Raw genomic sequence first — 12,013 nt, 5'->3', positions numbered from 1 at the left:
GGAATGAAATTTGTAAAAAACGATCAGGCGGCAGTTTTTGCGCTCGGCGGATTAGGCGAGATCGGTAAAAACACGTATGGCGTTCAATTTCAAGATGAAATCATTTTGATTGATGCTGGTATTAAGTTCCCTGAAGATGAACTTCTAGGAATTGATTACGTCATCCCTGACTATACGTATTTAGTTAAAAACGAAGATAAAATCAAAGGTCTTTTTATTACTCACGGACATGAAGACCACATCGGCGGTATCCCTTACCTTCTCAAGCAAGTGAATATTCCAGTTTACGGAGGCAAACTCGCAATCGGCCTCCTTCGTAACAAATTGGAAGAGCATGGTCTATTAAGACAGACCAAACTTCACATCTTTGAAGAAGAAGATACGATCAAATTTAGAAAAACAGCTGTATCTTTCTTTAGAACGACACACAGTATCCCAGATTCTTATGGAATTGTCGTGAAGACACCTCCTGGTAACATCGTACATACAGGCGATTTCAAGTTTGACTTTACTCCTGTTGGCGAGCCTGCCAATTTAACGAAAATGGCTGAGATCGGGAAAGAAGGCGTTCTTTGTCTTCTATCTGACAGTACAAATAGTGAAATTCCAGAATTTACGATGTCCGAAAGACGTGTAGGTGAAAGCATTGATGACATCTTCAGAAAAGTAGATGGACGTATTATCTTTGCTACATTTGCATCTAACATTCACAGACTTCAGCAAGTGATCGAGTCCGCTGTTGCCAACGGTCGAAAAGTTGCGGTGTTTGGACGAAGTATGGAGTCTGCCATTGATATTGGACAAGATCTTGGCTACATTAAATGTCCAAAAAACACGTTCATTGAACACAATGAAATCAACCGTCTACCAGCAAACAAAGTAACCATTCTTTGTACTGGTAGTCAGGGCGAACCGATGGCCGCTCTTTCTCGTATTGCCAACGGTACGCACCGCCAGATTTCAATTAACCCTGGAGACACTGTTGTCTTCTCGTCTTCACCGATCCCAGGTAACAATATTAGCGTAAGCCGTACCATTAACCAGCTTTATCGTGCTGGTGCTGAAGTCATTCATGGCTCACTCAATAATATTCATACCTCTGGACACGGCGGGCAGGAAGAACAAAAGCTGATGCTCCGTTTAATTAAACCTAAATTCTTCATGCCGATTCACGGTGAATACCGCATGCAAAAAACGCATATTAAACTGGCGAATGATTGCGGAATTCCTGAGGAAAACTGCTTTATCATGGATAATGGTGAAGTTCTTGCACTAAAAGGTGACGAAGCAAGTGTCGCTGGCAAAATTCCTTCAGGTAACGTATATATCGACGGAAGCGGAATTGGTGATATCGGCAACATCGTGTTAAGAGACCGCCGCATTCTTTCAGAAGAAGGTCTTGTCATTGTTGTTGTCAGCATGGATATGAAAGAATTCAAAATTTCTGCAGGTCCTGATTTAATCTCAAGAGGTTTTGTCTACATGAGAGAATCTGGAGACCTCATTAATGACGCGCAAGATCTCATTTCAAAGCATCTTGAAAAAGTAATGGAACGTAAGACGACTCAATGGTCAGAAATTAAGAACGAGATTACTGACACTCTTGCTCCTTTCCTTTATGAAAAAACAAGACGCCGCCCAATGATCTTACCGATTATTATGGAAGTGTAATGACGTACAAAGAGACACAGCCAATTGGCTGTGTCTCTTTTTTATGCGCAATAAAAAAACCCGCATATCTGTACGATACGTGCGGGTTCAGTCATTGTTTTACGATTGAATCGGGAGATGCTGAAAACTTCTCACATCAAACAATCCTTGTGTTGTCATTTTCACATCAGGAATGACTGGCAGTGCTAAGAAGGATAATGTCAAAAACGGATTAAAGTCTAAGACAAATCCTGTTTCCTTTAAAGCATCATGAAGTGCATGAAGGCTTTCATTGACCGTATGTGCAGATTGATCTGATAATAAACCGGAAATCGGTAATGGAAGCGTATGAAGAACTTTTCCGTCTTTTACAACGGTCAAACCGCCCCCTGCTTCTTTTAACGTCTCAATGGCTTTGATCATATCAGCATCATTTGTTCCAACGGCAATTAAGTTATGCGAGTCATGGGCAACTGTTGTTGCAATCGCCCCCTCTTTTAAGCCGAAACCGCTGACGACCCCTATCCCAATTTCAGATAGACCTTTGTGGCGTTCGACAAGTACTATTTTTAATACATCTCGATCAATATCACTCGTAAATTGTCCATCGCTTCCAGAAGGAGATATTTGTTCTAATTGCGTTTCAAGCTGATTCGGTATAATGCGAATGACATTCATCTTTTGATGATCTGTTATAGGCAGCGTTAGATCTTTCTCTTGAACGTCCACTGCATGTACCGATTGCATGAGCGAAGAATTTGGCGTGATCTTGTCGACACTTGGCAAATATTCTCCATGTTCAGAGACCAATTCTCCTGCGATAAAGACGCTTGTAATTCCTACCTCATGTAAGTCAGAAATGAGCATAAAGTCCGCGTCAAAGCCTGGTGCAATTGCTCCCTTTGTTTTGAGACCGAAGCACTCCGCTGCGTTTAAACTTCCCATTTGATATGCTAAAAAGGGGTCCAACCCTTCTTGTATCGACATCCGTACTTGTTCATCAATACTTCCTTGAGCCATTAAATCATCTAAATGTTTATCATCCGTACAAAAGAAAAAGCGTCTTGCATTCTTCTCATTGACAGCAGGTAATACGTTTTTCACGTTTTTAGCAACAGAGCCTTCTCTCAGCATGACATACATGCCTCTTTTGACACGTTCAAGAGCCTCTTGAGCTGTTGTCACCTCATGATCCGTTTGGACATTAGCTGTTCGGTACACATTAATTAATCGGTCCGTTAATCCTGCTAGATGGCCATCAATGAGTTTATGTTCATGTTGAGCATCAAGCAGTTTTTGCAGCATATCTTCTTCCGCTTGTTCCACCGCGACATAATCCATCACTTCGGCAAGACCAAGCACTTCTTTCTCCTGATAAAGAGGCTTTAAATCTTTTGCTTTTAGTGTAGCACCTGATCGTTCAAAGCTGACTGCCGGTACACAGGATGGCAGCATGAAATATATATTTAGAGCAGCTTTTCTCGCTTCTTCGAGCATAAAACGGATACCTGCAACACCGGATACATTGGCAATTTCATGCGGGTCTGTTACAACAGTTGTCACTCCGTGAGGAACGACAGCTTTGGAAAATTCAGCAGGAGTCACCATCGAGGATTCGATATGAACGTGGCCGTCAATGAAACCGGGAACAAGCATTTGACCTGTTGCATCCAGCTCCTGTTCTCCTTCATACTCCCCAATTCCTACTATTTTTCCATTTTCAACAGCGACATCAGCGTCTATCCATTCCTGGTTAAACACGTCCATAACCTTCGCATGTTTAATCACTAGGGCTGCTTTTTTTCTCTTTGCAGCTACCTCAATTTGATGTCTGAAAAGCTCCTTATCCAACGACACTGCCTCCTCCGAGTAAACAATATAATGTTTCTTATCGTAAACGAATCTGATTGCCCAGTCAATGACATTTAGAGAAAATCAACCATATCAAAAGATTGATTTTCATTTCTGAATAGTGATAATTGGCTGAAAAATAACCATGTTCTATTTTGCTGTTCTTTTAGAAAGTAAACGGCTCTTTTCCACTTTGTTCTCTCCCGCAATGTCCGCCCCATATGTACACTTCTAAAGCAGAAAACACCCCTTCTCGGAGTGTTTAATAGTCGTTCTGCATTTCCCGTTTTTCAAAGCGCCCGATATCTGCCACTGCCCCAATGACAATGAGGATATCTTCTTTTTGAATCATTTCATCTGCGAGCGGTGAAACGATCACTTCTTTCCCGCGTTTAATTGCCACGATATTGATCCCGTACCTTGCACGAATGTCGAGATCTAACAAAGAGTGCCCAGCGAGTCTGCTGTTGGCGACGATTTCAATGAGGCTGTACTCATCTGACAGCTCTAAATAATCAAGCACGTTGTTAGAAATAATTTTATGTGCAATCCGTCTGCCCATGTCTCGTTCAGGATGAACAATACGGTCCGCACCAATTTTATTCAAAACCTTTTCATGGTAGTCATTTTGAGCTTTCACTGTGACCATTTTGACACCAAGTTCTTTCAGCATAATCGTTGTTAAAATACTCGCCTGAATATTTTCACCTATCGCCACGATCACATGATCAAAATTGCGAATACCTAGGTTTTTTAGGACAGATTCGTCCGTCGAATCACCAATCACGGCATGTGATGCAATTTTAGCATATTCGTTCACACGATCTTCATTCATATCCATGGCCATGACTTCAAGTCCTTCTTCGCTTAGCGCCTTGCAGATACTTCCGCCGAAGCGTCCAAGACCAATGACTGCATATTCCTTTTTCATGTTCAGACTCCTTTTATATCACTTACCATGCATTTTACTACGGTTTCATTAATGAATCCATATGCGACCGTATTTTTTTACGGAACGCTTCACTTAAGTAAAGGTCTGCTCCTTTTTCGATTTCACTGCGATAATGACCAGGAGGCGCAATTTCTCCGCTCTTTTTTAAAACGAGAAACGTTAAGCAGTCCTCATACACTTGATCACCTACTGTGACATCGACAAATGCTGGGCGATAAGTCCCTTCATTTACACCTTCTCGTTTGTACAAATAACGAATGGCATCAAAAGGCACTTCATATAGAACACCCTCTGTTTCTCCGCCGTCTTCTACCATATCTGCTCTTGATCCATCAGGGCGCACCAATGTAAACCTTGTGGTAAAACGATCAAGTGTGCCGCCGCCGATGATTTGTTTGAAATAATGTTCCACTTTCGCAAGCTTAAACCTTGCATCATCCATACAGGACCCATAGGCAAAATAATAGAAGGAAGACGGTTTGCGCTCCCATAGTTGATATGACTTCCAGCAGCCGCTTTCAATCTCCTTCAGGCTCGATGCCTTCTGCTTACATATTGTATAAGCAACGGCTGACCTTGGCCCCTGGTCTGTCATAACCTCTATTTCCTGCTGGTCATACCCTTCCTCTAGCTCATCTATCTTATGCAGCGTTTCGTCACTGACCTCATACAATTCTCCATATACTGTGTTTTGTTCCGAGACAACACAAACAGGGTAACCCTCACCTGTATCGTACAGTCTCCCTTTTATCCAAGCAGATGCTGCTAATGGACTGCTTTCTTTCATCAATGTCTCGTGATACTTTTCGTGCTTTAAAAGTGTCCCATACACAAATAACGTCTTTGTCTCTTTCGTCATCACACATCACATCCTCTCACCTTGCTACTATCTGCTTTTTTGATACACAGGTAAGTAAATATCAAAAGCCGTCCCTTTGCTGAGCTCGCTCTTTACATCCATTCTTCCATGGTGATCTTTTAAGATCGTCGCACAGATCGTTAAACCAAGTCCTGTACCTTCTTTTTTAGTCGAAAAGAAAGGATCATATATTTTCAGAATGTCCTCTTCGGACATTCCTTTTCCTTCATCTTGAATCGTGATTTTCCATTCATTCATCACTTTTTCTGTTGATATGTATATATTGCCGCCTTCAGGCATCGCCTCGATCGCATTTTTGATTAAGTTAATGAACAGTTGCTTCATTTGATTGGCGTCTGCTAATATCGTGCCAGCATCCTGCTTTTTAAATGGCTGTTTGAGATCAATATTTGAAAGAACGGCATTGGTCTTTAATAACGTAATCACCTGCTCTAGCAAATCATGGAGCTGTACTTCTTGAAATTGAACCGATTGAGGTTTTGCTAAGACAAGCAGCTCACTTAAAACAAAATCAATGCGTTTAATTTCAGAAAAGATGATATCAAAATAATCGGTTCTTTCAGGATATTGCGTTTTCATCAGCTGCAAAAATCCATTGACTGAGGTGAGCGGATTTCTGACTTCATGGGCAATGCCAGCGGCTATTTGTCCTGCAACAGCCAGCTTTTGTGCCTGCATTTGTAATTGCTGATTTGATCTTTCAAGTTCAAGCTTTGCCTGCTTTTGTTTCGTGATATCTGCAACCGTTCCAATACCTCCAGTAAACTGGTGCTGTTCATCGAAATAAAGCTTATAATGCACATCTCCCCATACCTTTTTTCCTTCTTTATGGAGAAGCTGCAGCTCCACCCGCCCTTCATCCTTATGCTCTTTGATCACAGACAACAAATGCTGAACGACATGCTCTTCTTGATCAAAGTACTGATTGTACATCGTACCTAGACACTCCTCTATGTCGTAACCCGTCATTTGTTTCCATGCTTGATTTAAAAAAATGATTTCACCTTTTTCATTAGTTTCAAAAACGATTTCTTGCAAGTTATCTGTTATTCGATTCAGCCGCTCTGTCAGTTCGTGTGCTTCTTTTTCTCGTTTATTTAAATCTGATACAAGCAAATTCAACCGGTCCACATAGCCTGAGATGGTCCAAATACCGGCCAAAACAACGACTGTAAAGGCTAGATCGAGCGGCCAATTAATGTGATAGCCGCTAAGATAATAAAAGAAATCCCAGCTCAAAATTAATATAAATGCAAGAACGGATAACAGGATCCGTACTTGATATGTTTTGTTCAAATAATTCCACCTGCCGCCCTGAGATTCTTTGTCAATTGTACCATTTTCCACTTATTTTTTGAGGGAGATGCGGCATTTTTAAGGAACTTTTTTAGAAAAAATAGCCTGCTCTCAGCACAATGGGAGAGAACAGGCTATTTTTATTTACTGCTGAAGGGCTTCTTGAAGCTCTTTTAGCAGTAGTTCTGCGCCTTCAGCGCTTAATGTAATTTGACCATTTCCATACTCGTGGTTCTCAGAAGTAATCTCACCAGTCATCAGGCAGACGCCCTCTGGCTGATATTTTTTCAAGACGATTTTATCTCCATCTATAAAAAATTCCATACTGTCTTTAATAGCGATATCAAGTGCTCTTCTCAATTCGATTGGCATCACAATACGCCCTAGTTCATCTACTTTTCTTACAACTCCGATAGATTTCAATTTCGTTCCCTCTTTCTTTCATTAGCTCAAGATCAATCTGTTTTTCACCAATTGATATATCGTAGACGTAAGAGATTCTTAAAAGGTTTCTCCTGCATAAAAATTTTTTTCAAAATCGAAAAACCAAAGGGAAAATTTATTGTGATTGTCAAAATGAGACTTGAATTTTACAGATTCATTTCAAGGTGATCACAAACCCCCACAAATGACCTCAACCCTCTGAACTTTTAAATGTAAAATTGTTTAAAACAGCAAAAATAGAGATTGGGTGAAAACATGTTTCAAAATGCCGAAATTGGAATTGATTTAGGAACAGCTAACATATTGGTTTACAGTAAAAATAAAGGAATTATTCTCAATGAACCATCCGTTGTGGCAGTAGATACGGAAACAAAAACTGTCCTTGCAGTGGGGTCAGAAGCAAAAGAGATGATTGGGAAAACACCTGGAAAAATTGTAGCGATCCGTCCGATGAAAGATGGTGTCATCGCTGATTATGATATGACAACCGATTTACTTAAACAAATTATGAAAAAAGCAGGAAAAAATATTGGGTTTACCTTTAGAAAGCCGACTGTGGTTGTTTGTACACCATCAGGTTCAACAGCGGTCGAACGCCGCGCGATCAGCGATGCTGTCAAAAATTGCGGAGCAAAGCATGTGCATTTAATTGAAGAACCCGTCGCAGCTGCAATCGGTGCTGATCTCCCGGTGGACGAGCCTGTTGCCAACGTCGTTGTAGATATTGGCGGAGGAACGACAGAGGTAGCGATCATTTCATTTGGCGGAGTTGTCTCTTGCCACTCGATCCGAATTGGCGGAGATCAACTGGATGAAGATATCATTACTTTTGTGAGAAAGAAATACAATTTACTGATCGGTGAACGGACAGCTGAGCAGGTAAAAATGGAAATTGGTTATGGACTCATTGAACACGAACCTGAGTCATTAGAAGTACGTGGACGCGACCTTGTCACAGGTCTTCCAAAAACAATTACACTTGAATCAACAGAAATTCAAGGTGCTATGCGAGAATCACTTCTTCATATTTTAGAGGCGATTCGGGCTACATTAGAAGACAGCCCTCCAGAACTGAGTGGTGATATCGTAGATCGCGGCGTCATTCTAACTGGCGGTGGTGCACTATTAAACGGTATTCAAGAATGGCTCTCTCAAGAAATTGTCGTCCCAGTTCATATCGCAGCAAATCCTCTTGAATCTGTCGCAATTGGAACAGGTCGTTCATTAGAAGTAATCGACAAATTGCAAAAAACATTAAAATAATCTTCATGTTCTACTTCTTTTTTCATCATTTCGATCATATCGTGATGAATGGATAAACGTGAAGGAGGAAGAACATGTTGCTTGATTTAGGTAAACGGGTCGTTGTCACAGTCATTTTAACCGGTATTATTTTAGGAGGAATGAGCCTGTCGTTTTCACATATGCCCCCTTCTAATGCACAGCCTGTGAAACAACTGAACCGCTAAAAAAGCCGCACGAAAGCGGCTTTTTTATTTTGCTTCGGGACGGCTCCCCATTTTCCTTTTCGGTCTTAAATCTGATATGATGAACATGACTAAAGGAGGGTTTTTTATGAGTTCATTCGAAAAACAACTAGATCAATATGCAAAAACCATCGTTGAAGTAGGTGTAAATGTTCAAAGTGGTCAAGAAGTGGTCGTATCTGCGTTCACTGAATCTGTAGACCTTGTCCGCCTTGTGGCAAAACACGCATATGAGCGCGGAGCAAAAAACGTACATATCCGCTGGAGTGATGGTGTTCTGACCCGTTTAAAATATGAACATGCCCCACAAGATGTGTTTGAGCAATTTCCAGAATGGGAAGCACAGATGATGGAAACCATCGCAAAACGTGGCGGTGCTTTTATTACGATCTTGTCAGAAAGCCCTGATCTTCTAAGTGGCATTGACTCGAAAAAAATTGCTTCACAGCAAAAAGCTGCAGGTTCAGCACTTCATACATATCGTCAATACGTTCAATCTGACAAAGTTGCATGGACAGTCGTCGGGGCTGCATCAAAAGATTGGGCGAAAAAGATTTTCCCTGAGCATGCAGATGAAGAAGCTGTTGCATTATTATGGGAACAAATCTTTAAAGTCGCCCGCGCTGATCAGCCAGATCCTGTTGAAGCGTGGAAAAAGCATGATGAATCACTAAATGAAAAAGTAAAAGTATTAAATGAACGTCACTACCACAAGCTGCACTATGAAGCACCAGGTACAGATTTAACGATTGAACTTCCAGAGCAGCATATTTGGGTAGGTGCTGGCAGCGTAAGTGAACGCGGCGTATCATTCATGGCCAATATGCCAACAGAAGAGGTCTTTACCGTACCTAAAAAAGATGGTGTAAACGGAACTGTCTCTAGCACTAAGCCACTTAGTTATGCAGGAAACATTATCGATGAATTTACGTTAACCTTTGAAAATGGGCGTATTGTAGATGTGAAAGCAAAAGAGGGCGAAGACATTTTAACCTCTCTCGTTGAAACAGATGAAGGCTCACATTATCTAGGTGAGGTTGCCCTTGTACCAGATGATTCACCAATTTCTAACTCAAATATCCTCTATTACAATACACTTTACGATGAAAATGCATCCAATCACCTTGCCATCGGCAGCGGTTATGCATTTAATATCGAAGGCGGTAAAGAGATGAAACGTGAGGAATTAGACGCAGCTGGTGTGAACAGCAGTATTACACACGTCGATTTCATGATTGGTTCAAAGGAAATGAATATTGATGGGATCACAAAAGATGGTAAACGTGAACCGATTTTCCGAAATGGAAATTGGGCTTTTTAAAGAAAAAAGACATCCTCATGTGGATGTCTTTTCTTTATGTTTATGCATACAGTTCTTGTAGTCTTTTTTGAATCTCTTGATCTGATAAGAACTCATCATAAGTTGTTTGTTTATCAACGATGCCATTTGGCGTCACTTCGATAATCCGGTTTGCAACTGTTTCAACAAACTGATGGTCATGAGATGAGAAGAGCATAGCCCCTTTAAAGCTCATTAGACCGTTATTCAGCGCTGTGATGGACTCTAGGTCTAAATGGTTCGTCGGCTCGTCTAACAGCAAAATATTCGCTCCAGACAGCATCATTTTTGATAACATACAACGAACCTTTTCTCCACCTGATAAGACGCTTGCTTTTTTCTTCACTTCTTCCCCAGAGAAAAGCATACGGCCTAAGAAACCACGCAGGAAGCTTTCACTTTGATCATTAGGAGAATATTGACGAAGCCAATCAACAAGATCTAAATCGCTTCCTTCAAAATATTCGCTGTTGTCTTTAGGGAAAAAGGCTTGAGATGTTGTCACGCCCCATTTAAACGTCCCGCTGTCTGGCTCCATTTCACCAGCAAGGATTTTAAATAAAGTAGAGACAGCAAGCTCATTACGGCTTAAGAACGCAATTTTATCCTCACGATTCATAATAAAGCTGACGTTATCCAGTACTTTTACACCGTCAATCGTTTTTGATAGACCTTCTACTTGAAGGACATCATTTCCGATTTCACGCTCTGGCGCAAAATGAACATAAGGATATTTACGAGAAGATGGTTTAATGTCATCTAGCGAAATCTTATCAAGCAATTTCTTTCTTGATGTCGCTTGCTTCGATTTAGATGCGTTCGCACTGAACCGAGCAACGAATTCTTGAAGCTGCTTAATTTGTTCTTCTTTTTTCTTGTTGGCATCCTGGCTGAGTTTTAATGCCAGCTGGCTTGATTCATACCAGAAATCATAGTTTCCGACATACACTTGAATTTTTCCAAAGTCAAGGTCTGCAATATGCGTACATACTTTGTTTAAGAAATGACGGTCATGCGATACGACGATGACGGTATTCTCAAAGTTAATGAGGAACTCTTCTAACCACTGAATGGCTTGTAAGTCCAAATGGTTCGTTGGCTCATCGAGAAGGAGAACGTCAGGTTTGCCGAATAAAGCTTGTGCTAAAAGCACTTTTACCTTTTCAGATCCACCAAGCTCAGACATTTTCTTCGATTGTAGGCTCTCTGGAATGCCAAGACCTTTTAATAGGATCGCAGCTTCACTTTCCGCTTCCCATCCGTTTAACTCAGCAAATTCACCTTCAAGCTCTGCTGCACGAATCCCGTCTTCATCTGAGAAATCAGGTTTCATATAAATCGCATCTTTTTCTTGCATCACATCATATAGACGTTTGTGACCCATGATGACGACTTTTAACACTTCAAACTCTTCGTATTCAAAGTGGTTCTGTTTTAAAATCGCTAAACGTTCACCAGGACTCATATGAACATCGCCCGTTTGAGCTTCAATTTCTCCAGAAAGAATCTTTAAGAACGTTGATTTACCAGCTCCATTGGCACCAATTAGTCCGTAGCAGTTGCCAGGAGTGAACTTAATATTTACTTCTTCAAATAATTTACGATCAGCAAATCGCAAACTAACATTATTCACTGCAATCATTTATTAATCCTCCATCACTCATTCATCAATATGAAGTATAACATGAATAACGATTGATAGAAACGTCTCTCGCTAAGAACAAAGGCTTTTTGTCCAATATGGTATAATAAGTGGGAATGTTTTTGTTGAAGGAGTTCGGGCGATTTGAGATTACTCACACTCATGGAATACTGTTTATTGATTTTCTTTATGGGCATTTATTTATCGGCGACTGGCTTTAATGCAAGAGACTTTGGCCTTTATATTGGACTTGTCCTCATTTACACACTGGTCCATATCTTTTCAAAACGCTTTTTACAAAAGCGCGGAAAAGACAATGTGAAAATTGGATTATTCCGTTCTGTTGTGGCGATTACCGGGTCCGTTTTCGCTTCTGTTTTGGCCATTGTCATCATTGTCACGATGCTCACACCAAATTAAAAACGACCCTACATGAAGGGTCGTCCATTCAAGCACCTTTCTTACGCATTGA

Annotated in this window: 11 protein-coding genes; 5 read left to right on the top strand and 6 right to left on the bottom strand. The window is 40.9% G+C overall.

What is annotated here, in order from left to right; all coding sequences use genetic code 11:
- The first annotated feature begins 3 nt into the window (after positions 1-3).
- Positions 4-1,671, top strand: a complete 1,668-nt coding sequence (rnjA, locus tag AC0VYC_RS06975) for a ribonuclease J1 (protein WP_012009818.1) — start codon at positions 4-6, stop codon at positions 1,669-1,671.
- Between the two features lie 99 nt (positions 1,672-1,770).
- Here the strand turns inward: rnjA and ade are convergent, their stop codons facing one another.
- The 5 genes from ade to AC0VYC_RS06950 all read right to left on the bottom strand — a co-directional run bounded on the left by ade (position 1,771) and on the right by AC0VYC_RS06950 (position 7,052).
- Entirely contained in the window at positions 1,771-3,501 is a 1,731-nt protein-coding gene (gene ade, locus AC0VYC_RS06970) for an adenine deaminase (protein ID WP_458155285.1), read from the bottom strand.
- A 262-nt stretch (positions 3,502-3,763) separates the two neighbouring features.
- A complete protein-coding gene (locus tag AC0VYC_RS06965) occupies positions 3,764-4,432 on the bottom strand; it encodes a potassium channel family protein (RefSeq protein WP_008345123.1) in 669 nt (222 codons plus the stop codon).
- Between the two features lie 37 nt (positions 4,433-4,469).
- Positions 4,470-5,312 carry a gamma-glutamylcyclotransferase family protein gene (locus AC0VYC_RS06960; RefSeq protein WP_475389783.1) on the bottom strand — a complete coding sequence of 281 codons (843 nt, stop codon included), beginning with the start codon at positions 5,310-5,312 and terminating at the stop codon, positions 4,470-4,472.
- Between the two features lie 27 nt (positions 5,313-5,339).
- On the bottom strand, positions 5,340-6,629 hold the full coding sequence (locus AC0VYC_RS06955; RefSeq protein ID WP_007498613.1) for an ATP-binding protein: 1,290 nt from the start codon (positions 6,627-6,629) through the stop codon (positions 5,340-5,342).
- Between the two features lie 144 nt (positions 6,630-6,773).
- Positions 6,774-7,052 carry an AbrB/MazE/SpoVT family DNA-binding domain-containing protein gene (locus tag AC0VYC_RS06950; protein WP_017359400.1) on the bottom strand — a complete coding sequence of 93 codons (279 nt, stop codon included), beginning with the start codon at positions 7,050-7,052 and terminating at the stop codon, positions 6,774-6,776.
- Between the two features lie 276 nt (positions 7,053-7,328).
- On the opposite strand from AC0VYC_RS06950, the gene mreBH reads away from it, so the two are divergent.
- From mreBH to AC0VYC_RS06935, 3 genes are all read left to right on the top strand, one after another.
- Positions 7,329-8,336, top strand: a complete 1,008-nt coding sequence (gene mreBH / locus AC0VYC_RS06945) for a rod-share determining protein MreBH (protein WP_017359401.1) — start codon at positions 7,329-7,331, stop codon at positions 8,334-8,336.
- A gap of 74 nt (positions 8,337-8,410) precedes the next feature.
- Entirely contained in the window at positions 8,411-8,542 is a 132-nt protein-coding gene (locus tag AC0VYC_RS06940) for a protein YkpC (protein WP_003210922.1), read from the top strand.
- Positions 8,543-8,648: 106 nt separating this feature from the next.
- Positions 8,649-9,881: an aminopeptidase gene (locus AC0VYC_RS06935; RefSeq protein WP_046527027.1), complete on the top strand. Its 1,233-nt coding sequence runs from the start codon at positions 8,649-8,651 to the stop codon at positions 9,879-9,881.
- A gap of 40 nt (positions 9,882-9,921) precedes the next feature.
- Here AC0VYC_RS06935 and AC0VYC_RS06930 read toward each other — a convergent pair whose 3' ends face one another.
- A complete protein-coding gene (locus AC0VYC_RS06930) occupies positions 9,922-11,541 on the bottom strand; it encodes an ABC-F family ATP-binding cassette domain-containing protein (protein WP_007498620.1) in 1,620 nt (539 codons plus the stop codon).
- Between the two features lie 144 nt (positions 11,542-11,685).
- Between AC0VYC_RS06930 and AC0VYC_RS06925 the strand changes: the two genes are divergently transcribed.
- Positions 11,686-11,961: a hypothetical protein gene (locus tag AC0VYC_RS06925; RefSeq protein ID WP_024719551.1), complete on the top strand. Its 276-nt coding sequence runs from the start codon at positions 11,686-11,688 to the stop codon at positions 11,959-11,961.
- Positions 11,962-12,013: the final 52 nt, after the last annotated feature.

This window comes from Bacillus sp. iso_77 (assembly GCF_056173625.1).
Note: the sequence above shows the minus strand (reverse complement) of the source record. Positions and strands in the feature narration are given on the sequence as shown.